Genomic DNA, 23,097 nt, shown 5'->3' with positions numbered 1-23,097 from the left:
CGCGCCGCCGGGCGTAGCACCATCGCCATGACCGCCCGGGCCCGCTGCGTCGGCCCACGGCACCTGGAGGAGATCCGCCGATGACGCCCGTCGAAGCCGCCGCCCTCGGCGCCTTGTCCGCGACCGCAGCCGTGCCCTCCTACGACCGCGCCGCCCTCAGGGCCGGCATCGTCCATATCGGCGTCGGCAACTTCCACCGCGCCCACCAGCTCGTCTACCTCGACGAACTGTTCGGGCAGGGCCAGGCCCACGAATGGGGCGTGACGGGCCTGTCGGTGCGCCTGGAGGACAAGGGCCTTCGCGACGACCTCGTTTCGCAGGACTGCCTCTACACCGTGACCGAAGTGTCGGAAGCGGGCGCGGACACGCGGGTGATCGGCGCGCTCGTCGACTTCGTCGAGCCGGGGAACCGCGCCGCCATGCTCGCGGCACTGACCGCGCCCGACACGCGCATCGTCTCGCTCACCATCACGGAAGGCGGTTACTACGTTTCCGGCGACAAGCCGGACCTCGGCCATCCCGACCTCGTCGCCGATGCCGGCAACCTCGACGAAGCCCGCACGGTCTTCGGCCTCATCGTGTCGGCCATCGCCGCGCGCCGGACCGCCGGCGCCCCGCCGCTGACGGTCCTGTCCTGCGACAACCTTCCCCACAACGGCGACCTGACGCGCACCCTCGTGGAAGGTCTCGCCCGTGCCGCCGATCCGGACCTCGCGGCCCATATCGCGCAGAGCGTCACCTTTCCCAACTCGATGGTCGACCGCATCACGCCGGCGACGACGCCGCAGCAGGTCGAGCAGCTGAAGGCGCAGAAGGCGATCGCCGACAAGCGGCCGGTCTTCTGCGAGCCCTTCAAGCAGTGGGTGATCGAGGACCGCTTCGCCAGCGGCCGCCCCGCGCTGGAGGCCGTCGGCGTCACCTTCGTCGAGGACGTCACGCCCTACGAGCTGATGAAGCTGCGCATCCTCAATGCCGGCCACGCGACGATCGCCTACCCCGCCGCGCTCCTCGGCATCGAGCTCGTCCACGAGGCGATGCGCGAGCCGCTCGTCGCCCGCTTCCTCGCCAGCGTGGAAACGAACTACCTCCTGCCCGCCTCGCCCTCGATCGAGGGGGTGAGCCGCGAGGACTATCTCGCCACCGTCACCCACCGCTTCGGCAATCCAGAGGTGCGCGACACGACCCGCCGCCTCTGCCTCGACGGCTCGAACCGCCAGCCGAAGTTCGTGCTGCCGGCGGCGCGCGAGCTCCTGGCGCGCGGGGAGGACGTATCGGGCCTCGCGCTCGTTTCGGCGCTGTGGTGCCGCTACGCCTATGGCGAGCTGGAGGATGGAACTCCGATCGAGCCGAACGATCCCGACTGGGACACGATCCGCGCCGCGGCCATCGAGGCGAGGCAAGACCCCTCGCGCTTCCTGGCGATGCGCCGCGTCTTCGGCGACCTCGGAGAGGACCCGCGCTATGCCGAGGCTTTCGCGGGGCACCTGCGCTCGCTCTGGGCACGCGGCGTGCGCGACACGGTCGAGGACTATCTCCGGCAGAAGCCGGCCTGAGGGCATCCGGCCTCGAAGGCCGGCGCGCCGACCGGCGGCATGCCGCCGGTCGGGCTTTGTCCGGATTTGGCTCAGGCCAGCATGACGACCGCCACCGGCAAGCCGGCCACGATCATGCCGACCAGGATGCCCAGGGCCGGCGAGCGCTTGATCGAGTCCATCGGATCGCTCCTCTGCTCGTTGCGTCGAACAGGAGGCTCGGCCGATAGGCTTAAGGAAGAGTTAAGCGGCGCGCGGCAGCGGGACGAGATTGGGTCGATCGCCCCGCCGCCGGCCGAGTTCCCGGAACTGGCGTCGCTGACAACCGCCCGAGGTGATTGCACCCTGGCCCGCGACCGGTGAAGAAATGGTTGGCGGCCGCGTGCCGGCTCGGCGTTCCACGTTGGCATCGCACGCGCCCTTGCCCATATCTCGCGCGATTCCTCCTTCGGAGACCTCAGATGACCGACAGCGCCGACTACGTACCGCCGAAGATCTGGACCTGGGACAAGGCGAGCGGCGGGCGCTTCGCCAACATCAACCGGCCGATCGCCGGGCCGACCCACGACAAGGAACTGCCGGTCGGTCGCCATCCGCTTCAGCTCTACTCGCTCGCCACGCCCAACGGCGTGAAGGTCACCATCATGCTGGAGGAGCTTCTCGCCCTCGGCCATGGCGGGGCCGAGTACGACGCCTGGCTCATCCGCATCAACGACGGCGACCAGTTCGGCAGCGGCTTCGTGTCGGTGAACCCGAACTCCAAGATCCCCGCCCTTCTCGACCGGAGCGAGCCCGAGCCGGTGCGCGTCTTCGAGTCCGGCTCGATCCTGATGTACCTCGCCGAGAAGTTCGGCGCCTTCCTGCCGCAGAACCGCGCGGCGCGCGCCGAAACGCTGTCCTGGCTGCAGTGGCAGATGGGCAGCGCCCCCTTTCTCGGCGGCGGCTTCGGGCACTTCTACGCCTATGCCCCGGTCAAGATCGAATACGCGATCAACCGCTACGCCATGGAGGCCAAGCGCCAGCTCGACGTCCTCGATCGCCGGCTGGCGGAGAGCGAATACGTCGCCGGGCCGGACTACACCATCGCCGACATGGCGATCTGGCCCTGGTACGGCGTGCTCGCCCGGGGCGAGATCTACGAGGCGGGCGAGTTCCTGCAGGTCCAGGACTACAAGAACCTCCAGCGCTGGACCGAGCTCGTCGGCGCCCGCCCGGCGGTGAAGCGCGGCCGCATGGTGAACCGCGTCTTCGGCGATCCGGCGAGCCAGCTCCACGAGCGGCACGAGGCGAGCGACTTCGACACGAAGACGCAGGACAAGGTCGCGCCCCAGGCCTGACGGAGCGGCCGCGGGCTCGCGCCGGCGCGGCTCAGCCCGCGACCGCGTCGGCCGGAAGCGGCGCGGCCGCGCGCAGCCCGTCGACGAAGATGTCGACGAGGCGGATGACGTTGGTTTCCCAATCCTCCTGCCGGCCCATGAGCGACAGGCCGACGAGGGCCTGGAGAACATCCTCCGGCTCGACGTCGCCGCGCACCTCGCCGGCGGCGCTCGCGCGCCGCAGAAGAACGCCGAGCGCCAGGGTCAGCTGCGCGGAGGAGAAGGCGTAGATCTCCGACGACTTGTCGATCGCCAGCGTCAGGGCGGTCAGCATGCCGCGTTTCGTCGCGGTCAGCCGGACGCCCGCGTGAAGCCAGAGCCGCAACGCCCGAAACGGCGGCTCGCTTTTGGCGAGCGCCTCGGCCAGCCCCGCCAGCTGCTCCACCTCGCGCCGGTAGATCGCCTCGAACAGCGCCTCGCGCGTCGGGAAGTGACGGTAGAGCGTGCCGATGCCGACCCCGGCGCGCCGGGCCACCGCTTCCAGGCTCGCCTCGGGGCCGCCGGCGCGGAAGATCTCGGCCGCCGCCGCCAGCAGGCGCTCGCGGTTTCGCAGCGAATCGGCGCGGGGCTTGCGCGTTGCTTTGTTCGGGTCCGTGACCATTTTGGACCTTGGAACTCCTCCAGGCTTGAAAACGGAGGGACCCTCCGTATAATTGCGTGCAGGCCGGTCGACGGATCGGCGCGACCATCGATCCAGCGCCGCCTAGCGCGCGGGCGCCGGCGGCGACTTCGATCAATCCGGTTCGACTTATCACTGAACGGGTGACGGCATGAACCATTCCATTCGCCTGACAATCAACGGTGAGGAGCGGCGGATCGACCTCGACGATCCGCGCGTGACGCTGCTCGACCTCCTTCGCGAGCGGCTCGACCTGACCGGCACGAAGAAGGGCTGCGACCGCGGCCAATGCGGCGCCTGCACGGTTCTTCTCGACGGGCGGCGCGTCAATTCCTGCCTCGCCCTCGCGGTCAGCCTCGACGGATCGAGCGTCACCACGATCGAGGGCCTCGCCACGAACGGCGAGCTGCACCCCGTCCAGGCGGCCTTCATCGCCCATGACGGCTTCCAGTGCGGCTACTGCACGCCGGGCCAGATCATGAGCGCCGTCGGCCTCATCGCGGAAGCGCAGGCGGGCGGCGATCCCGAGCGGGTGCGCGAGGGCATGAGCGGCAATCTCTGCCGCTGCGGCGCCTATGCCGGCATCACCGAGGCGGTGATCGAGGCGGGCGCGCGCATGGCCGAGGCGAGCGGACGCCAGGAGAAGGCGGCATGAACAGGTTCGAATACGTCCGTCCCGGGACCCTGGCCGAAGCCGTGGCGGCCGCGGCCGCGCCCGGCGCCGCCTTCCTGGCCGGCGGCACCAACCTCCTCGACCTGATGAAGGGCGGCATCGCCCGGCCGGATCGGCTCGTCGACCTCACCCATCTTCCCGGCCTCGACGCGGTGGAGCGCCTTCCCGATGGGAGCACGCGCATCGGCGCGCTGGTGCGCAACGCCGACCTCGCCCACGATCCGGATTTCGCCGCCCGCTATCCCGCGATCGCCGAAGCGCTCCTGTCGGGCGCTTCCGGCCAGCTGCGCAACGCCGCGACGGCCGCCGGAAACGTCCTCCAGCGCACGCGGTGCCGGTATTTCTACGACACGGCGAGCGCCTGCAACAAGCGCGAGCCCGGCAGCGGCTGCGACGCCCTCGGCGGCGAGAACCGGGCCCACGCCGTTCTCGGCTGGAGCGAGCACTGCATCGCCACCCATCCGTCCGACTTCTGCGTGCCGCTCGCCGCGCTCGGCGCGGTGGTGGAGCTGGAAGGACCGGCCGGCCGCCGCGAGGTGCCGCTCGCCGAGTTCCACCACCTGCCCGGCTCGACGCCGGAGCGCGAAACGGCGCGCGGCCCGGGCGAGATGATCGTCGCCCTCCGCCTGCCGCCCGAGGCCGCCCGCTTCGCCGCCCATTCGCGCTACCTCAAGGTTCGCGAGCGCATCTCCTACGCCTTCGCCGTGGTGTCCGCGGCGGCCGCGCTGACCCTGGCGGATGACGGCCGGATCGGCGAGGCGCGGCTCGCGCTCGGCGGCGTCGCGCTCAAACCCTGGCGCTCGACGGAAGCGGAGGCCGCGCTCGCCGGACAGGCGCCCGACCGCGCCGCCTTCGAGCGTGCGGCGGAGATCGCGCTGGCCGATGCCAGGCCCTCCGGCGACAACGCCTACAAGATCCCGCTCGCCCGGCGCATCGTGGTGCGGGCCCTGCAGCTCGCCGCCGCCGGCACGCCGGAGCGGCTGCCCGCCCTTCCGGCCTCCCCCTTCGCTCCCGCTCCCGGAGGTGTCCTCCATGTCTGAGATCAGCCTGACCGACGACGCCCGGCACATGCGGCACGGCTCCAACATCGGCCAGCCGATGACCCGGCGCGAAGGCGTCCTCAAGGTCACCGGCACGGCGACGTTCGCCGCCGACAACCATCCGCCGGGCATGCTCTATGCCGTTCTCGCCGTCTCGACGATCGCCCGCGGGCGGGTCGTCTCGCTGGACGAGGCGACCGCGCGCGCCCACCCCGGCGTCGTCGAGGTGATCACCCCGGCGAACCGGCCGCCGCTCGCCATGGACCCGGACGCCAAGACCAACCCCTTCATGTTCCGGCTCGACCTCCTGCAGAACGACCGCGTCCGCTATCCCGGCCAGCCGATCGCCGTGGTGGTCGCCGAAACCCTGGAAGCCGCGACCGAGGGCGCCGCGCTCCTCGCGCCCCGCTACGAGGAAGAGCCCGCCCGCACCGGGCTCGACGGCGCCGAGATCTTCGTGCCCCCGGCCGTCGGCCCCGGCCATCCGCCGGAAGCCAAGACGGGCGACGTCGAGGCGGGGCTGCAGGCCGCGGTTCGGCGCGTCGAGGCCGTCTACGAGACGCCGGCGCAGTACCACAACGCCATGGAGCCGCACGGCGTCGTGGCGAGCTGGGACGGCGACCGCTTGTCGCTCGACATGCCGACGCAGGCCCTGGCGATGGCGCAGGGGCGCATCGCCGGGCTCTTCGGCGTTTCGCCGGAGAACGTCCACATCCGCAGTCCCTATCTCGGCGGCGGCTTCGGCTCGAAGGGCTTTCCGAGCGGCCCGCAGGTCCTCGGCATCCTGGCGGCGAAGATGACCGGGCGCCCGGTCAAGCTGGTGCTGCGGCGCGAGCAGATGTTCGGCCCCGTCGGCCACCGCGCGCCCACGCGCCAGCGCATCCGCATCGGCCTGTCCGAGGACGGCGGGATGACGGCGCTCGCCAACCACACCCGCACCGCGTCGAGCACCTTCGACGACTTCTTCGAGCCGGCCGCCGACGTCGCCCACACGCTGTATGCCAGCCCGGCGATCGCGACGAGCTACGAGGCGGTGCGCCTCGACACGGGAACGCCGCTCTTCATGCGCGCGCCGGGCGAGGCCTCCGGCTCGATCGCGCTGGAAAGCGCCATCGACGAGGCGGCCGAGGCCGCGGGGATGGACCCCCTCGCCTTTCGCCTGCGCAACTATGCCGAGGTCGAGCCGATCTCGAACAAGCCCTTCTCTTCCAAGGCGCTGCGGACCTGCTACGAGGAGGGCGCCGCGCGCTTCGGCTGGGCGGGCCGGCCGCTGGAGCCGCGCTCGATGCGCGACGAGGCGGGCCTCCTCACCGGCTGGGGCATGGGGACGGCGACCTTTCCCGCGCTGATGTTCCAGGGCAAGGCGCGGGCGACGATCCGGCGCGACGGCAGCGGCCTGATGGAGACCGGCGCCCACGACATGGGCCAGGGCGCGTGGACCGCGCTCGCCCAGATCGCCGCCGACGCGCTCGGGCTCGGGATCGACGAGGTGGAGTTCCGCTCCGGCACTTCGGACCTCCCGGATGCGGGCATCGCCGGCGGCTCCGGCCACACGGCGACGGCCGGCATGGCGCTGCACGCGGCCGGCACCAACGTCCTCGCCAAGCTCGCCGAACTCGCGACGGCGGACGAGCGCTCGCCGCTCTTCGCCGCCGGCAATGTCGGCACGATCGCGCGGGCCGGCCGACTGGTTCGCCGGGACGACGAGAGCCGCGGCGAGCGCTTCGCCGACATCCTGTCGCGCGCCGGCCTCGACCGGATCGAGGCGGACGGCGGCGCGGCGATGGACCCCGCGGCGCAGGAGGCCTACGCCATGCACGCCCACGGGGCGGTCTTCGCGGAGGTGAAGGTCGATCCCGATTTCGGACAGGTTCGGGTAACGCGGCTCGTCGGCGCCTTCGCGGCGGGGCGGGTGATCAACCCGCGCATGGTGCGCAGCCAGCTCCTCGGCGGGATGATCTGGGGCGTGTCCTTCGCCCTTCACGAGCACGCCGTCGTCGACAAGCGCTCGGGCCGGGTGATGAACGCGGACCTTGCCGAGTACCACGTGCCGGTGAACGCCGACGTGCCCTCCCTCGAAGCGATCCTCGTCCACGAGGACGACCCGCACGTCAACGCGCTCGGCATCAAGGGCGTCGGCGAGATCGGCATCACGGGGACCGGCGGCGCCATCGCCAACGCGATCCGGCATGCCACCGGCAAGCGCGTCCGTCGCTTCCCGATCGGCCTCGCCGATCTCCTCGACTAAGCGCATCTCCGAACGAATCGAGGCGGAGCAGGTCCGCCTCGCCGCCGGATCATGCGGCGATATCAGGAGGTTGAGGACCCGATCGCGGACGGGCTGCCGGCTCGTCCGCGCGTGCCCGTCAGTGGTGGCGCGGACGGTGCCGGTCGGCGGCCCAGCCGAGCGCCGCGAGAAATCCGCTCACGCCGGTCGCGACGAGCGTCACGCCGAGAATGAAGTCCATCGTGGTCACGGCCTGTCCTCCCAAGACGTCGAAGTTGCGTCACATCTGTGGCAACGCATCTCCTCGCCCTTTTGTTCGGAAGGTGCGGCGTTTTACTTAAGTTGCTTCGATTCGCCGGTACCGCTCCCTCCGAGCGGGCCGCAGGAAACGGGCCGCCGGGGCTGCTCCGTCGCCGGTCTCGACAAGACGATCGTCGCCCCAGGTCAGGAACGTCTTGTTGTCCTAGCCGTGAAGGGCGCAGGCGACGGCGCGGTTCTCGCCGCCGTCCGGCGTTACCGTGAAGGACGGATCGTCGACGTCCACGAAACGGCAGGCCGCCGCGGCCGGTCCCGCCATCTCTTCGAGTCCAGCGTCGGACGAGGCCCGGAGATCGAGCGCGGCGGCGCGCAATTCTGGGGATAAGCACGCCTTCGAACAGGTCGGCAGGTTTTCCTTCACCCGCGCCGAACAAGGTCATGGGACCATGCGGGCCCGACGCGAAAGCCGATCGCGGGTCCGCCCGATCGCCTGGACGCCCATGCCGATGAAACGCCGCCTCCTGTCCGACGCCTCGCAGGGCGACCTCTTCGCCGAGGTGCGGCAGGACGGACTCGACGCGTTCGCGGCGGCGCGCCTCGACGACCAGACCCGGCGCCGGCAGGCGCGGTCGGTGCGGGCGGCGCCTCTCGTCCCGGACGAGGCGGAGATGGCGCGCCGGCTGGAAGCCAGCGGAGACTACCGCGTGCTGCGCCGGCTGGAGCCGCGGCCGGTGCGGCCGCTGCCGGTTCCGCGCGCGGCCTCCACGCGCATCGGCATCGTTCTCGACACCGAAACCACCGGGCTCGACCACGGCCGCGACGAGATCATCGAGCTCGGCATGCTGGCCTTCACCTATGACGAGACCGGCATCGGCGAGGTCGTCGGCGTCTTTTCCGAGCTGCGCTGCCCGAGCCTGCCGATATCGGCCGAGATCACCCGCATCACCGGCATTACGGCCGAGATGGTGGCCGGCCGGACCATCGACCCGGAAGCGGTGCGCCGCTTCGTCGAGCCGGCCGACCTCGTGATCGCGCACAATGCCCGCTTCGACCGCCCGTTCTGCGAGCGCTTCGCGCCCGGCTTCGAGGCGAAGCCCTGGGCCTGCTCGGTGGCGGAGGTCGACTGGACCGGCCTCGGCTTCGAAGGCACCAAGCTCGGCTACCTCGTCGGTCAGAGCGGCTACTTCCACAACGGTCACCGCGCCGTTGACGACTGCCACGCGCTGCTCGAAGTCCTCGCGCAGCCCGCGCGCGCGGCCGCCGAGCCGCCGTTCCGCCAGCTTCTCGCCTCCGCGGCGCGGGCGCGGCTGCGCCTCTTCGCCATCGCCTCGCCCTTCCACACCAAGGACGTCCTCAAGGCACGCGGCTATCGCTGGAACGACGGCAGCGACGGGCGCCCGAAATGCTGGTGGCGCGAGATCGCCGAGGAGGCGCGCGAGGAGGAGACCGAGTTCCTGCGCCGCGAGATCTACCGCGCCGACGTCGACCTCCACGTGCAGCGCCTCACCGCCTGCGAGCGCTACAAGGCCTGACGGGCGGGCCCGTCACTTTTTGGCCACAAGGGGGAGACCCCGCACTTAGCCGGCAACGGAGCCGGTTGCCGGATATTAAGTTGAGTTGATAAATCATCTTATCAGCTCTTCCGGGAATCGCCTCGTGTCCGTTCGCTCCGCCCTGCCGCTCGCCTGCCTCCTGCACACCGCGTCCCGTCCGGCGCTCGCCGCGATGCTGCTCCTGGCGGCGGGAGGCGGCGCTTCGTCGGCGCAGGAGGTGATCCAGCTCGAGACCGTCACCGTTTCCGGCGAGACCGAGGGCACCGGCGGCGAAGCCGGCGAGGGCTCCGGCACCGTCACGACGCAGGACACCGGGCCGGGCGAGCCGAACCAGCAGCAGGGCTTCGTCGCCCAGCGCAGCGCCGGCGCCACCAAGAGCAACACGCCGCTCATCGAGACGCCGCAATCGGTGTCGGTGGTCACGGCCGACCAGATCGAACGGCAGGAATCGCGCTCGATCCGCGCGGCGACGCGCTACAGCGCGGGCGTCACGCCCGAGTTCACCGGCGGCTCCGACACGCGCTTCGGCGGCTTTGCCATCCGCGGCTTCGACGCCACCGCCAACTCCGCCTTCTTCGACGGGCTGCGCCTGCCGTCCAGCACCGTCATCAACTTCTTCGGCCTCGACCCCTACGGCGCCGAGCGCATCGAGATCCTGAAGGGCCCCTCCTCGGTGCTCTACGGCCAGAGCGGCCCGGGCGGCCTCGTCAACTACGTCTCCAAGAAGCCGACCGACGAGACGCTGCGCGAGATCCAGCTCCTCGGCGGCAGCTTCGGCCTCCTGGAAGGGCGCTTCGACGTGTCCGGCCCAGTCTCCGACGGCAGCCCCTTCGCTTATCGCCTGACGGGCGTCGCGCGCGATTCCGGCAACCAGGTCGACCACGTCGACGACGACCGCCTGTTCATCGCGCCGGTGCTGTCCTGGAACCCCGATCCGGAAACGAGCCTGACGATCTCCGGCAACTACCAGCGCGACCGCGCCGGCTGGGGCCTCCAGTTCAATCCGGCCTCCGGCACCGTCTACCCCAACAACGGCCGCCGCATCCCGGTCGACCGCTTCCTCGGCGAGCCGGACTTCGACTACTACGACACCGACCTCGGCTCGGTCGGCTGGCAGTTCTCCCACCAGCTGAACGAGACCTTCACGCTGCGCCAGAACGCCCGCTATGCCGGCATCCGCCACGACGAGGCGAGCCTCAACGGCGGCGGCTACCTCGACGAGGATGCCGGCCTCCTCAACCGCAGCGGCGGAACCGGCGCGGCCGATCTCGACACCTTCGCGATCGACAACCAGCTCCAGGCCGAGTTCGAGACGGGCGTCCTCGGCCACACGCTGCTCGGCGGCCTCGACTACCGCTACACGCGCTTCGACGACCGCATCGACCTCTACGCCGCCGGGCCGATCGACGTGTTCAACCCGGTCTATGGCAGCCCGGTGACGCGCCTCGGCGCGTATTACGACAACACCGTCAGGCAGCGGCAGACCGGCCTCTACCTCCAGGACCAGGTCAAGTTCGACCGCCTGTCTCTGCTGCTGAGCGGCCGCTACGACTGGGCGACGACCGAGCTGGAGCGCCCGACGAGCGATTTCCTGAGCGCCGTCGACGACACGGCCGACGCCGAGGCCTTCACCGGCCGCGTCGGCCTCATCTACAACTTCGACAACGGCCTCGCTCCTTACGTCACCTATTCCGAGTCCTTCCTGCCGCCGCTCGACGTCGGCGCCTCGGGCAACCTCTTCGAACCGGAAACGGGGCGCCAGTACGAGGCCGGCATCAAGTACGAGCCGCCAGGCTGGAACGCGATGCTGACGGCCGCCGTCTTCGACATCGTGCGCGACGACGTGATCCGCTTCGACGCGGTTGGCGCGACCTTCCAGCCGCGCCAGACCGGCCAGATCACCTCGCGCGGCCTGGAGCTGGAGGCGGTGGCCTCCCTCACCGACAGCCTCGACCTGCGCCTCGCCTACACCTACCTCGACCCCGAGATCACCGAGGACCCGGACGGGGGCCTCGAGGGTCTGGTGCCGACCACCGTTCCCAAGCACACGGCCTCGGCCTGGGCGGACTATACGATCCGCAACGGCTCGATGTTCGACGGCCTCGGCTTCGGCGCGGGCGTTCGCTACGTCGGATCGAGCTTCGGCGACGATGGGAACACCTTCAAGGTTCCGAGCGCGACCGTGGTCGACGCGCTGATCAGCTACGAGCGCGAGAACATCGAGCTTTCGGTCAACGCCACCAACCTCTTCGACAAGGAATACGTGGCCTCCTGCGGCAATCGCGACTTCTTCTGCTTCAACGGCGAAGGACGCCGGGTCGTCGGCAAGGCCTCGATCCGCTGGTAGGCATGACGTTTCCGAAAACAGGCACCGGCGCCTTGTCGCGCCGGGCCTTCCTGGCGCTCGGCGCGGCCGGCCTCGCGGTGCGCCCGGCCTTCGCCGCCGACATGCGCGTCGCCTGCGTCGAATGGACGGCCGCGGCGACGCTCCTGTCGCTGGGCGTGGCGCCGGTCGCCGCCGGCGACGTGCCGGACTATCCGACCTGGGTGGTCGAGCCGGCGATGCCGCGCTCGGTGATCGACCTCGGCTCGCGCTTCCAGCCGAACCTCGAACTCCTGGTCGAGATCGCGCCCGACCTCGTGGTCGTGACGGAAGGCTACGGCGTCGACGCCGGCACCTTCGCCAGCCTCGCGCCCGTCCACACCCTCAAGACCATCCCGGCGGACGGCGAAAGCGCCCTCGCCAACGCCGCGGCGGAGGCCCGGCGGCTCGCCGAGCGGATCGACCGCCCGGAGGCCGCGCTCCGCCTCGAAGCGGAAACGCAAGCCGCCTTCGACGCCGCCCGCGCGGGCCTCGCTCCGCTTGCCGGCGCGCCGGTATGCGTCGCCAGCCTCTTCGAGGAGCGCTCGATCCGCATCTACGCCTCGGGCCTCGTCGACGAGGTCCTCGACCGCATCGGCCTCCTGAACGCCTGGGACGGCGAGACCGGCGGCTGGGGCTTCTCCTATGTCGGCATCGAGCGCCTCGCGACGTTGCCCGAGAACACGCGCCTCGCCCTTCTCGACCCGCTGCCCGATCCCGTGCGCCTGCGCCTCGAGGCGAGCTCCCTCTGGGCGAACCTGCCGGTGGTGCGCGAAGGCCGCGTCTTCCAGGTGCCGCCGGTCTGGCCCTTCGGCGGGCTCGACGCGGCGGGCCGCCTCGCCCGCATCCTGGCCCAGGCACTGGGAACGTCATGACGATGACGCTCGCCCGCCCAAGGGCGCGCGCGGTCCTGCCGCTCGCAGCGCTCTGCCTGGCTCTCGCCCTCCCCGCGCTTCTCCTGACGCTGCGCGACGCGGCCGGCGTCCTGCCGCTCGACCGCTGGCCGGCGGCGCTCGCCTCGCCCGACCTCGCCGACCCGGCCGAGCTTCTGGCGCGCCACGCCCTCGGTCCCCGCATCCTCGTCTCGCTGCTCGCGGGCGCGGCGCTCGCCTTTGCCGGCACGCTTCTGACGCAAGCCCTGCGGAACCCGCTCGCCGAGGCCGCGACGCTCGGCACCGCCGCCGGCGCGAGCCTGGCGCTGACCGCCGCGACGCTCTTCGCGCCGGTGCTCCTGTCCGCGGGGCGCGAATGGGTGGCGCTGGCGGGCGGGGCGGCCGCCACCGCGCTCTCCTTCGCGCTCGCCTCGGGGCGCGGCTTCTCGCCGGTGCGCCTCATCCTGTCCGGCCTCGTCGTGACGCTCACCGCGGGCTCCGCCGCCGCGACGCTGATGGCGCTGAAGAGCGACTACGTCTCGGAAGTCTTCGTCTGGCAGAGCGGCTCCCTCCTTCAGAACGGCGACGGGGTGGCGAAGTCGCTGGCCTGGCAGCTCGCCTTGGCGATCCTCGCCACCCTGCCGCTGGTGCGCGCCCTCGCCATCATCGGCATCGACGACCGGGCCGGCGCCGCGCTCGGCCTGTCGCCGGCGCGGGTGCGGCTCGGCACGGTCGCGATCGGCGTCGTCCTCGCCGCCGCGGTGACGGCCGGCGTCGGCGTCATCGCCTTCCTCGGCGTCGCCGCCCCGGCCTTGGCGCGCCTGGCCGGCGCGCGCACCTTCAAGGCCCGGCTCGTCGCTGCGCCCCTTCTCGGCGCGCTGATGCTCTGGCTGACCGACCGCATGGTCGCCGCCCTTTCCACCGGCCTCGAACTTCCCGCGGGCGCGGCGACCGCCGTCCTCGGCGCGCCGCTGATCCTCGCCCTCCTGCCGCGGGTCCGCTCGACGCTGCCGCAGGCGGACAACGCACCGCCCGCCATCCGCCGCGCTTCCCCGCGGCTTCTTCTCGGCATCGCGCTTGGTATCCTGGCTCTCGTCCTCCTCGCCCTCGGCTTCGGCCGGAGCCTGTCCGGCTGGAGCTGGCTCGCCCCCGCGCAATGGGCGGACATCCTGCCGCTGCGCGCGCCGCGCACCGTCGCGGCGGCCGGCGCCGGGCTGCTGCTCGGCGCGGCCGGCGCGCTCCTCCAGCGCGTCACCGGCAATCCCATGGCGAGCCCGGAGCTTCTCGGCGTTTCCGGCGGCGCGACGCTCGGCGTCCTCGCGCTGATGCTCGCCTCGTCCGTCGCACTCGGACCCCTGTCCGCGGCCGTCTGCGCGGGCGCCGGCGCGGCGCTCGCGACCGGCCTCGTGCTCGGGCTCGGCCTTCGACGCGGCGCCTCGCCCGACCGGCTGCTCCTCGCCGGCTTCTTCGTCTCGACCTTCGCCTCGAGCCTCGCCGCCGCATTCCTCGCGAGCGGTGACCCGCGGGCGCAATGGCTCCAGACCTGGCTCACCGGCTCGACCTATCTCGTCTCCGGCGGCCAGGCCGCAGCCGCCGCGCTTGCCGGTCTCGCCGTCCTCGCCCTCCTGCCGCTCGCCGCGCGCTGGCTGGCGATCCTGCCGCTGGGTGCGCCCGTCGCCACCGCGCTCGGACTGCCCGTGGCAGCCTCCCGCGGCGCGCTCGTCGCGCTCGCGGCGGTGTCGACGGCGCTTGCCGTCCTCGTCGTCGGGCCCTTGAGCTTCGTCGGCCTCATCGCCCCGCACACCGCGCGCATGCTTGGGCTTCGCTCGCCCGCCCAGGAGGCGCAGGCCGCCGCCCTCCTCGCCGCCGCCATGCTGGTCGCGGCCGACTGGCTCGGGCGCACCGTGATCTTCCCCTGGCAGGTGCCGGCGGGGTTGCTCGCCGCCGTTCTCGGCCTGCCGGCCTTTGTCTGGCTGATGCGCACGGGCCGCGCCTGAGGCGGCCCGACCCTGGCGCCATGGCCGGCGACCCGCTAGATACGGCGCCATGCTCCGTTTGTCCGAACTGAGGCTGCCGCTCGGCCACGCGCCCGAGGCCCTGGCGCCCGCCATCCATGCCCGGCTCGGGCTCGAGCCGGCCGACCTCCTCGGCTTCGTGATCGCCCGCCGCGCCAACGACGCGCGGCGGAAATCCGCGATCATGATGGTCTACACGCTCGACCTGACCTTGCGCGACGAGGACGCGGTGCTCGCGCGCTTCCCCGGCGACCCCAATCTCAAGCGCCGCCCCGACACCGACTACCGCTTCGTGACGCGCGCCGAGCCAAGCGAGGACCGCCGGCCGGTCGTCGTCGGCGCCGGTCCCTGCGGGCTCTTCGCCGGGCTGATCCTCGCCCGGATGGGCTTCCGGCCGATCATCCTTGACCGCGGCAAGGCCGTGCGCGAGCGCACAAAGGACACCTGGGGCCTGTGGCGCCGCCGCGAGCTGACGCCCGAATCCAACGTCCAGTTCGGCGAGGGCGGGGCCGGCACCTTTTCCGACGGCAAGCTCTGGAGCCAGGTCAAGGACCCGCGCCATCTCGGCCGGAAGGTTCTGGAGGAGTTCGTCGCGGCCGGCGCGCCGCCCGAGATCCTGACGGAGGCGCATCCCCACATCGGCACCTTCCGCCTCGTCACCATGGTCGAGAGCATGCGCCGCACCATCGAGGAGCTCGGCGGCGAATATCGCTGGCAGACCCGCGTCGACGACGTCGAGCTGGAGCGTGCGCCGGACGGCTCGCGCCGCCTCGCCGCGCTGCGCCTGAGCACCGGCGAGACGCTGGCCGCCGACACGGTGGTTCTCGCCGTCGGCCACAGCGCGCGCGACACCTTCGCCATGCTTCACGAGCGCGGGGTCCACGTCGAGGCCAAGCCCTTCTCGATCGGCGTGCGCATCGAGCACCCGCAGTCCTGGATCGACCGGGCGCGCTTCGGCGCCTGCGCCAAGCATCCGGACCTGGGGGCGGCGGCCTACACGCTCTCGCACCACTGCCGCGACGGCCGCACCGTCTACAGCTTCTGCATGTGCCCCGGCGGGCGCGTCGTCGCCGCGACCTCCGAGGAGGGGCGCGTCGTCACCAACGGCATGAGCCAGTATTCGCGCGCCGAGTTCAACGCCAATTCCGGCCTCGTCGTCGGGATCGACCCGGATCGCGACTATCCCGGCCACCCGCTCGCCAGCATCGCGCTCCAGCGCGAGCTGGAATCCCTGGCATTCAAGGCCGGCGGCTCGGACTATTCGGCGCCGGCCCAGACCGTCGGCGACCTCCTCGCCCGGCGGCCCTCGACAGCGCTCGGCTCGGTGGTTCCCTCCTACAAGCCGGGCGTGACGCCGACCGACCTCTCGACCTGCCTGCCCGCCTTCGTGCTGGAGGCCTTCCGCGAGGCGCTGCCGGTCTTCGGGCGGCAGATCGAGAACTACGACCACCCGGACGCGGTCATGACCGGCGTCGAGACGCGGACCTCCTCGCCGATCCGCATCCGGCGCGGTTCCGATTTCCAGAGCGTCAACGTTTCCGGCCTCTTCCCGGCCGGCGAGGGCGCGGGCTATGCCGGGGGCATCCTTTCGGCGGCGATCGACGGCATCAAGGTCGCCGAGGCCGTCGCCCTCAAGATGCAGGCCGACCGCCCGCGGCAGATGAGCGCGGCGGAGTGATCCGCGCGGCGCGCCCGCGTTCGCGCACGACGACACCAGAAGCACAAGGATTGTCCATGAAGCGCATCGTGTTCACCGGCGGCGCCGGCAAGGCCGGCCGCCACGTCGTGCCCACCCTCCTCGACCGCGGCTACGAGGTGCTGAACGTCGACCTGACGCCGCTGGACCATCCTGATGTCAACACGCTGATCGCCGACATCACCGACAGCGGGCAGATGTTCAACGCCCTCACCACCCATTTCGGCTTCGAGGGCTTCGAGACGGGCCGCGTGCCGGCGCCCGTCGACGCGGTGGTCCACTTCGCGGCCGTCCCCCGCGTCCTGATCCGCCCGGACAACGAGACCTTCCGCATCAACACGGTCGGCACCTACAACGTCATCGAGGCGGCGGTGAAGCTCGGCATCCGCAAGATCGTGATCGCCTCCTCCGAGACCACCTACGGCGTCTGCTTCGCGGAAGGCGACAAGGACTTCCACGCCTTCCCGCTGGAAGAGGACTACGACATCGACCCGATGGACAGCTACGGCCTGTCGAAGCTCGTCAACGAGAAGACCGCCCGCGCCTTCGCCATGCGCACCGGCGCCGACATCTACGCGCTGCGCATCGGCAACGTCATCGAGCCGCACGAATACGGAAACTTCCCCGGCTTCCTCGCCGACCCGATGTCGCGCAAGCGGAACGCCTGGAGCTACATCGACGCGCGCGACCTCGGGCAGATCGTCCATCTGTGCCTCGAAAAGGACGGCCTCGGCTTCCAGGTCTTCAACGCCACCAACGACACCATCACCGCGCGCCAGCCGACCGCCGAGTTCCTGGCCGAGCACTGCCCGCAGATCCCGGTGACGAGGCCGATGGGCGCGTACGAGGCGCCGCTCTCGAACCGCAAGATCCGCGAGGTGCTGGGTTTCCGCGAGGAGCACAACTGGCGCCAATATGTCGGCGAGTGACGCGGCGGTCGCCCGGCTCGACGAGGCAGCGGAAGACGGGCTCGCGGCGGGACCGCGCTTGTGGGCCTTCGCGGCCATCGCGGTCGCGACCTTCATCGCCGTCCTCGACGGCGCCATCGCCAACGTCGCGCTTCCTCCCATCACCCAGGCCTTCGACATCCGGCCCGTCGACGCGATCTGGATCGTCAACGCCTACCAGCTGGCCGTCACGGTCCTGCTCCTGCCCCTCGCCAAGCTCGGCGAGGTGGTGGGCTACCGCCGGGTCTATCTCGGCGGCCTCCTCGTCTTCACGCTGGCCTCGCTCGCCTGCGCGCTCTCGGATTCGCTCCCCCTCCTGATCGCGTCCCGCGCCCTGCAGGGCTTCGGCGCGGCCGGCATCATGAGCGTCAACATCGCCCTCGTGCGCTTCATCGTGCCCCAGGCGCTGCTCGGCCGCTCGCTCGGCTACGTCGCGATGATCGTCGGCGTGTCCTCCGCCGCCGGACCGACCATCGCCGGGCTGATCCTGGCGGTCGCGCCCTGGCAGGCGCTGTTTCTTCTCAACCTGCCGCTCGGGGCTCTCGCGCTCGCCGTCGGCTGGCGCATGCTGCCGCGAACCCGCGGCGCGGGCGGGCGCTTCGACGTTCTCGGCGCGCTCCTCAGCGCGGCGACCTTCGGCCTCCTGATCTCCGGCATCAACGGCCTCGGCCACGCGGAAGGGTCGGGGCTCGCTCTCGCGCAGATCGCCGCGGGCGTCGTGGTCGGACTCGTCTTCGTGCGCTCGCAGCTGACGCTGCCCGCGCCCCTCCTGCCGGTCGACCTCCTGAAGCTGCCGGTGATCGCGCTCTCGGCCGTCACCTCGATCCTGTCCTTCGGCGCCCAGGCGATCGCCTTCGTCTGTCTGCCCTTCCTGTTCCACGACACGCTCGGCCGCTCGGCGACCGAGACCGGGTTCCTGATCACGCCCTGGCCGGTCGCGACCGCCATCGCCGCCGTGGTGTCGGGCCGCCTCGCCGACCGCCTGGCCGCGGGGAAGCTGGCGGCGACGGGCCTCGCGCTCTTCTCGGCCGGCCTCCTGGCGCTCGCGCTGCTTCCGGCCAACCCGTCCGATGCCGACATCGTGTGGCGCCTCGTTCTCGCCGGCACCGGCTTCGGCCTGTTCCAGACGCCGAACAACAAGCTCCTGATCGGCAGCGCCCCGCGCGAGCGAAGCGGCGGCGCGGCGGGCGTCCAGTCGACGGCGCGGCTCCTCGGCCAGTCCGGCGGCACGGCGCTCCTCGCGGTGGTCTTCGGCCTCGTCGCCGACAGCCCCGCGACCTTCGCGCTGGTGCTCGCGGCGATCCTCGCCGGCCTCGGGGTCGTGCCGAGCGCCCTGCGGCGCTGAAAACCCTTATTCGGCGGCGACGAGGTGGCCGCCGCCGACGTCGCGGAGTGCGAGGCGCGCCGGCGGGTCGTTCGGCTTCCTCACCGCGCTCGGAATGTCGCCGACGAGGCGCGGGAAGGCGGTGCGGCGGCGGGCGGGATCGGGCACCGGCACCGCCTCGATCAGCCGGCGCGTATAGGCGTGGCGCGGCGAGCCGAAGACCTGGGCGCGCGTGCCGGTCTCCACGATCTGGCCGAGATACATGACGGCCACGCGGTCCGAGATGTTCTCCACCACCGCCATGTCGTGGCTGATGAAGAGGTAGGCGATGCCGAACTCGGCCTGCAGCTCCTTCAGGAGTTCCAACACGCGCTTCTGGACGGACACGTCGAGCGCCGACACGCTCTCGTCGGCGATGATGAGCTTCGGCCGAAGCGCCAGGGCGCGGGCGATGCAGACGCGCTGGCGCTGGCCGCCGGAGAACTGGTGCGGGTAGCGCCGCATGGCGTCCGGCTGGAGCCCGACGCGCTCGAAGAGGCCGGCCACCCGCTCGCGCCGCTCGGCGGCCGAGCCGATGCCGTGGATGACGAGGGGCTCGGCGACGAGGTCGCCGACCCGCATGCGCGGGTCGAGCGAGGCGAAGGGGTCCTGGAACACCATCTGCACGTCCCGCCGCAGGGCCTTGCGCTCAGGTGCCGACAGGTTCGCGGCCGGCCGGCCGGCGACGGACAGCGAGCCGGCATAGGGCACGAGCCCGGCGATGGCCTTCGCCGTCGTCGACTTGCCGCAGCCGCTCTCGCCGACGAGGCTCAGCGTCTGGCCGGCGGGGATGTCGAAGGAGATGCCGGCGACGGCGTGGACCTCGGCCGTCGTGCGCCCGAGAAGCCCGCCCTTCAGCGGAAAGCGGACGGAAAGGTCGCGGATCTCGGCCACCGGCGCGGCCACGGCGACGGTGGCGACGGGTGCGCCCTCGCTCCCCGTCCCCATGCGCGGAACGGCGGCGAGAAGCGCCTTGGTGTAGTCCTCGCGCGGGGCCGCGAAGAGCGGCGCCACCGCCCCGCTCTCCACCGCCTGGCCCTCCCGCATCACCACGACCCGGTCGGCCATCTCGGCGACGACGCCCATGTCGTGGGTGATGAGGATCACGGCGGTGCCGCGGCTCGCCTGGATCTCCTTGAGGATGCCGAGGACCTGCGCCTGGATCGTCACGTCGAGCGCCGTGGTCGGCTCGTCGGCGATGAGGACGTCGGGCTCGAGGGCCAGCGCCATCGCGATCATCACGCGTTGGCGCATGCCCCCCGACAGTTCGTGCGGGTACTGCCGCATGCGCCGCGCCGCCTCGGGGATGCGCACCGCCTCAAGCGCTTCGAGCGCCAGCCGCCGCGCGTCCGCGCGCGATGCGTCGCGATGCGCCTCGATGGCCTCCACCAGCTGGCGCCCGATGGTCAGAACCGGGTTCAGCGAGGTCATCGGCTCCTGGAAGATCATCGCGATCCGGTCGCCCCGCACGCGCCGCATGGCGCGCTCGGGCAGCGCGGTCAGGTCCTCGCTGCCGAGCCGGATCGACCCGCCCGCGACCACCGGCCCGGGTTTTGGCAGAAGCCCCATGATCGCGAGCGAGGTCAGCGACTTGCCCGACCCGGACTCGCCCGCGATGCAGAGCGTCTCGCCGCGGTGGAGGGTGAAGGACAGATCGTCGACGAGGCGGCGCCGGGCGGTGCCCGAGCCGACGGCGATCGTGAGGTTGGCGACGGAAAGGACGGGTTCGGCAGTCATGACAACTCGTGAAAGGCAAGGCACGGCGCCGAAGCTGCCCCCTTCGCCCGTTTCGGGAGACGGTGCCGGCAGGCGGATGAGGGTCTCCGGTCGCCGCGCGTCCGGTGGTCCAAGCGCGCTCGCAGCGCGCCCTGGAAAAACCCTCACCCGCCCCTTCGGGGCACCCTCTCCCGTCGCGGGAGAGGGGGAGGTGCGAGCCCGCCAAAGGCTGCGGCTGCGGTTGCGGCTGCGGGAGCGGGGCTGGTCCGCCTACTCGAACACCACCCGCGGGAAGTAGAACGACACGACCCAATTCGGCATGTCGACGATCTCCGAGATCCGGAGATCCCCGCAGGTCGAGACCAGCATGTAGGCGTCGACGGGGTTCATGTTGTAGCGGCCGGCGAGCAGCTCCACCATGTCGGCGACGGCCTGGCGGGCACCCGTCATGAGGTCGGGCCCGACGCCCGTCGTCACCTCGTAGCCCTTGGCGTCGAGGTGGCGCGTCACCGGTCCCGGCGTCGTGAAGCGGGGCATCGCGAGCTTGGCGCCCTTCACGAGGTCGAGCGTGAGGACGGCGTTCATCGGGCTCTCGATCGCCGTGCCGCAGACCTCGCCGTCGCCTTGAGCGGCGTGGGTGTCGCCGACGGAGAACAGCGCGCCGGCGACCTCGACGGGGAGGTAGAGCTCCGTTCCCGCCGCGAGATCGCGGATGTCGAGGTTGCCGCCGACCCGGCGCGGCGGAACCACCGAATGGTGGCCCGGTTCCGCCAGCGCGTTGCCGATCGTCCCCGCGAAGGGCTTCAGCGGCACGCGGCCGTGCGCGCCGAAGGCCGCCGGCTCGAGCGAGGTCGGATCATAGGACCAGAGCGTCAGCGCGGGCTCGGTGAACTGGTCGGCGAGAAGGCCGAAGCCGGGGATGTTCGCCGTCCAGCCGAAGCCGGACGGTTTGAACCCCTCGATCGTCACCTTCAGAGCGTCGCCGGGCTCGGCGCCCTCGACGAAGATCGGGCCCGAGACCGGGTTGATCTTGGAAAAGTCGAGGGTGGCGACGCTCTCGACCGTGGACTCCGGCGTCAGCTGGCCGGCGGAACTATCCCGGCACTCGAACTCGATCGTCGATCCCGGCGCCACGCGCAGCGCCGGTTCGAGCGAATTGTCCCAGCCGAAATGATGCTGCCGGCCGTGAATGGTGTAGTCGCAGGCCTTGCACATCTCACTTCGTCTCGACGTACTTGTAGTTCATCGGGGTGTTGACCGGGTCGATATAGAGTGCGTCCTCGCCGCCCATCCGCTCCGAGCGCATGGTGTAGCGCTTCTCGTTGAAGACCGGCGCCCAGGGGGCGTCGGCCATGACGCCCTCGTAGACCTGCCCCCACGCCGCGGCGCGCTCGGCGGCCTTGGCCGGGTCGACGATGGCGTCGGCTTCCGCGGCCTTGGCGTCGAGCGCCTCGTTGCAGTACTTCGCCCAGTTCCAGCCGCCTTCCGCCGCACCCGCGCAGCCGAGGATGGGGCCGTAGAAGTTGGACGGGTCGGGGAAGTCGGCGATCCAGGCCATGCCGCCCGACCAGATCATCGGCGCGCCTTCCGCCGAGCCGCCGGCGGCGATGACGTTGGCGGCCGCCAGGCTCTGGATCGAGGCCTTGATGCCGATGGCCGCCAGATCCTGCTGGATCGCCTGCGCGATGCGCGGCTGCGGGTCGACGTTGGCGACGAAGAGCTCGGTCTCGAAGCCGTCGGGATGACCGGCCTCGGCGAGGAGCTTCTTGGCGCCCTCGACGTCGTACTTGTAGCCCTCATAGGCCTCGACGTAGCCGGGCATGGTCGGGGGCAGCGGCTGGTTGGCGGGGGTCGCGCGGCCGTTGATGATCTGGACGATGCGGTCCTTGTTGATCGCCATGTTCACCGCCTGGCGCACCTTCAGGTCGTCGAAGGGCGCGGCCTTGGTGTTCATGGTGATGTAGCCGGTGTGGAGCTGCACGCCCTCGACGACGCGCGCCTTCTGCGCCGGGTCGTCCATCACCTCGCGGAACTTCGCCGGCGGAATGCCGTCGCCGGGCACGTCCACCTCGCCGTTCTGGACGCGCAGGAGCGAAACCACCGGCTCCTGGCCGATCTCGAAGGTGATCTCGTCGAGCTTGGGCGCGCCCTCGCGGTAGTAGTCCGCGTTCTTCGTGAGAACGAGGCGCTGGCCGAGCGTCCACTCGCTGAGCTTGAAGGCGCCGGTGCCGACCGGGTTGCGGCCGAAGTCCGCGCCGGACTTCTCGACCTCCTCCTTGGGCACGATGAAGGAGAAGTTCAGCGCCATGACCGACAGGAACGTCGCGTCAGGGCGCGACAGCGTCACCTCGACGGTCTTCGGGTCGAGGATCTTGACGCCCGAGAGCTCGCTGGCGGTCCCCGCCTGCATGGCGTCGAAGCCCTCGATCGAGCCGAGGAAGCCGGCGCCCGGCGACTGGGTCGCGGGGTTCACGGTGCGCTCGAAGGAGTACTTCACGTCGTCGGCGGTCATCGCGCGGCCGTTGTGGAACTTGACGCCGTCGCGCAAGCGGAAGGTGAAGACCTTGCCGTCGGGCGAGATCTCGTAGGACTCGGCAAGGCCCGGCCGAAGCGTCGCCGTGCCCGGCTCGTAGTCCATCAGCCCGTCGAAGATCGCCTTGATCATCGAGAAGTTCTGCCAGTCGTAGCCGATGGCGGGGTCGAGGGTCGCGATGTCGTCCTTGTAGGTCACGACGATCGAGCCGCCGCCGTCCTGGGCCATCGACATGGAGGGGGCGGAGAGAAGCGCTGCCGAGAGGGCCAGCGCCGCCGCGGTGCGCTTGAGGAGAGAGGTCATGAACGAAGCGTC

At 71.4% G+C, this 23,097-nt stretch carries 16 protein-coding genes; 12 read left to right on the top strand and 4 right to left on the bottom strand.

Annotated elements, in window-relative coordinates:
• Positions 1–80 precede the first annotated feature (80 nt).
• Together FZN60_RS25940 and yghU are read left to right on the top strand one after the other, a co-directional pair.
• Positions 81–1,553 (top strand): mannitol dehydrogenase family protein, encoded by a 1,473-nt coding sequence (locus FZN60_RS25940; protein WP_158876814.1) that lies wholly within the window; start codon positions 81–83, stop codon positions 1,551–1,553.
• Between the two features lie 440 nt (positions 1,554–1,993).
• Positions 1,994–2,869 (top strand): glutathione-dependent disulfide-bond oxidoreductase, encoded by an 876-nt coding sequence (yghU, locus tag FZN60_RS25935; protein WP_158876812.1) that lies wholly within the window; start codon positions 1,994–1,996, stop codon positions 2,867–2,869.
• Positions 2,870–2,900: 31 nt separating this feature from the next.
• On the opposite strand, the gene FZN60_RS25930 is transcribed toward yghU, so the two are convergent.
• Positions 2,901–3,509: a TetR/AcrR family transcriptional regulator gene (locus FZN60_RS25930; protein ID WP_158876810.1), complete on the bottom strand. Its 609-nt coding sequence runs from the start codon at positions 3,507–3,509 to the stop codon at positions 2,901–2,903.
• Between the two features lie 169 nt (positions 3,510–3,678).
• On the opposite strand from FZN60_RS25930, the gene FZN60_RS25925 reads away from it, so the two are divergent.
• The 10 genes from FZN60_RS25925 (at position 3,679) to FZN60_RS25880 (ending at position 18,515) form a co-directional block, all read left to right on the top strand.
• Positions 3,679–4,182: a (2Fe-2S)-binding protein gene (locus FZN60_RS25925; RefSeq protein WP_158876808.1), complete on the top strand. Its 504-nt coding sequence runs from the start codon at positions 3,679–3,681 to the stop codon at positions 4,180–4,182.
• Positions 4,179–5,240 (top strand): FAD binding domain-containing protein, encoded by a 1,062-nt coding sequence (locus FZN60_RS25920; protein WP_158876806.1) that lies wholly within the window; start codon positions 4,179–4,181, stop codon positions 5,238–5,240. The genes FZN60_RS25925 and FZN60_RS25920 overlap by 4 nt, the downstream gene beginning before the upstream one ends.
• Complete coding sequence (locus FZN60_RS25915) at positions 5,233–7,488, top strand: xanthine dehydrogenase family protein molybdopterin-binding subunit (RefSeq protein WP_158876804.1); 2,256 nt, start codon at positions 5,233–5,235, stop codon at positions 7,486–7,488. The genes FZN60_RS25920 and FZN60_RS25915 overlap by 8 nt, the downstream gene beginning before the upstream one ends.
• Positions 7,489–8,231: 743 nt before the next feature.
• On the top strand, positions 8,232–9,257 hold the full coding sequence (locus FZN60_RS25910; RefSeq protein ID WP_158876802.1) for a 3'-5' exonuclease: 1,026 nt from the start codon (positions 8,232–8,234) through the stop codon (positions 9,255–9,257).
• A 124-nt stretch (positions 9,258–9,381) separates the two neighbouring features.
• Entirely contained in the window at positions 9,382–11,625 is a 2,244-nt protein-coding gene (locus tag FZN60_RS25905; RefSeq protein ID WP_246727210.1) for a TonB-dependent siderophore receptor, read from the top strand.
• A gap of 2 nt (positions 11,626–11,627) precedes the next feature.
• A complete protein-coding gene (locus FZN60_RS25900) occupies positions 11,628–12,515 on the top strand; it encodes an ABC transporter substrate-binding protein (protein WP_158876800.1) in 888 nt (295 codons plus the stop codon).
• Between the two features lie 2 nt (positions 12,516–12,517).
• Positions 12,518–14,509: a Fe(3+)-hydroxamate ABC transporter permease FhuB gene (gene fhuB, locus FZN60_RS25895; protein WP_158876798.1), complete on the top strand. Its 1,992-nt coding sequence runs from the start codon at positions 12,518–12,520 to the stop codon at positions 14,507–14,509.
• 49 nt (positions 14,510–14,558) lie between these two features.
• Complete coding sequence (locus tag FZN60_RS25890) at positions 14,559–16,205, top strand: NAD(P)/FAD-dependent oxidoreductase (RefSeq protein WP_158876796.1); 1,647 nt, start codon at positions 14,559–14,561, stop codon at positions 16,203–16,205.
• Positions 16,206–16,261: 56 nt separating this feature from the next.
• Positions 16,262–17,152: an NAD-dependent epimerase/dehydratase family protein gene (locus FZN60_RS25885; RefSeq protein WP_158876794.1), complete on the top strand. Its 891-nt coding sequence runs from the start codon at positions 16,262–16,264 to the stop codon at positions 17,150–17,152.
• Positions 17,139–18,515 (top strand): MFS transporter, encoded by a 1,377-nt coding sequence (locus FZN60_RS25880; RefSeq protein ID WP_158876792.1) that lies wholly within the window; start codon positions 17,139–17,141, stop codon positions 18,513–18,515. The genes FZN60_RS25885 and FZN60_RS25880 overlap by 14 nt, the downstream gene beginning before the upstream one ends.
• 6 nt (positions 18,516–18,521) lie before the next feature.
• Here the strand turns inward: FZN60_RS25880 and FZN60_RS25875 are convergent, their stop codons facing one another.
• From FZN60_RS25875 to FZN60_RS25865, 3 genes are all read right to left on the bottom strand, one after another.
• On the bottom strand, positions 18,522–20,270 hold the full coding sequence (locus FZN60_RS25875; RefSeq protein ID WP_158876790.1) for an ABC transporter ATP-binding protein: 1,749 nt from the start codon (positions 20,268–20,270) through the stop codon (positions 18,522–18,524).
• A 249-nt stretch (positions 20,271–20,519) separates the two neighbouring features.
• On the bottom strand, positions 20,520–21,464 hold the full coding sequence (locus FZN60_RS25870) for an acetamidase/formamidase family protein (RefSeq protein ID WP_158876788.1): 945 nt from the start codon (positions 21,462–21,464) through the stop codon (positions 20,520–20,522).
• A 1-nt stretch (position 21,465) separates the two neighbouring features.
• Positions 21,466–23,085 carry an ABC transporter substrate-binding protein gene (locus tag FZN60_RS25865; protein ID WP_158876786.1) on the bottom strand — a complete coding sequence of 540 codons (1,620 nt, stop codon included), beginning with the start codon at positions 23,083–23,085 and terminating at the stop codon, positions 21,466–21,468.
• Positions 23,086–23,097 lie beyond the last annotated feature (12 nt).

Origin of the sequence: Antarcticirhabdus aurantiaca (assembly GCF_009765365.1) — a bacterium.
In the GTDB taxonomy this organism is placed as follows: Bacteria; Pseudomonadota; Alphaproteobacteria; order Rhizobiales; family Rhizobiaceae; genus Antarcticirhabdus; species Antarcticirhabdus aurantiaca.
Note: the sequence above shows the minus strand (reverse complement) of the source record. Positions and strands in the feature narration are given on the sequence as shown.

Bases quoted from the DNA above. Each gene is read 5' to 3' on its own strand.
- FZN60_RS25940 (WP_158876814.1), top strand. From the start codon at position 81: ATGACGCCCGTCGAAGCCGCCGCCCTCGGCGCCTTGTCCGCGACCGCA.
- yghU (WP_158876812.1), top strand. From the start codon at position 1,994: ATGACCGACAGCGCCGACTACGTACCGCCGAAGATCTGGACCTGGGAC.
- FZN60_RS25930 (WP_158876810.1), bottom strand. From the start codon at position 3,509: ATGGTCACGGACCCGAACAAAGCAACGCGCAAGCCCCGCGCCGATTCG.
- FZN60_RS25925 (WP_158876808.1), top strand. From the start codon at position 3,679: ATGAACCATTCCATTCGCCTGACAATCAACGGTGAGGAGCGGCGGATC.
- FZN60_RS25920 (WP_158876806.1), top strand. From the start codon at position 4,179: ATGAACAGGTTCGAATACGTCCGTCCCGGGACCCTGGCCGAAGCCGTG.
- FZN60_RS25915 (WP_158876804.1), top strand. From the start codon at position 5,233: ATGTCTGAGATCAGCCTGACCGACGACGCCCGGCACATGCGGCACGGC.
- FZN60_RS25910 (WP_158876802.1), top strand. From the start codon at position 8,232: ATGAAACGCCGCCTCCTGTCCGACGCCTCGCAGGGCGACCTCTTCGCC.
- FZN60_RS25900 (WP_158876800.1), top strand. From the start codon at position 11,628: ATGACGTTTCCGAAAACAGGCACCGGCGCCTTGTCGCGCCGGGCCTTC.
- fhuB (WP_158876798.1), top strand. From the start codon at position 12,518: ATGACGCTCGCCCGCCCAAGGGCGCGCGCGGTCCTGCCGCTCGCAGCG.
- FZN60_RS25890 (WP_158876796.1), top strand. From the start codon at position 14,559: ATGCTCCGTTTGTCCGAACTGAGGCTGCCGCTCGGCCACGCGCCCGAG.
- FZN60_RS25885 (WP_158876794.1), top strand. From the start codon at position 16,262: ATGAAGCGCATCGTGTTCACCGGCGGCGCCGGCAAGGCCGGCCGCCAC.
- FZN60_RS25880 (WP_158876792.1), top strand. From the start codon at position 17,139: ATGTCGGCGAGTGACGCGGCGGTCGCCCGGCTCGACGAGGCAGCGGAA.
- FZN60_RS25875 (WP_158876790.1), bottom strand. From the start codon at position 20,270: ATGACTGCCGAACCCGTCCTTTCCGTCGCCAACCTCACGATCGCCGTC.
- FZN60_RS25870 (WP_158876788.1), bottom strand. From the start codon at position 21,464: ATGTGCAAGGCCTGCGACTACACCATTCACGGCCGGCAGCATCATTTC.
- FZN60_RS25865 (WP_158876786.1), bottom strand. From the start codon at position 23,085: ATGACCTCTCTCCTCAAGCGCACCGCGGCGGCGCTGGCCCTCTCGGCA.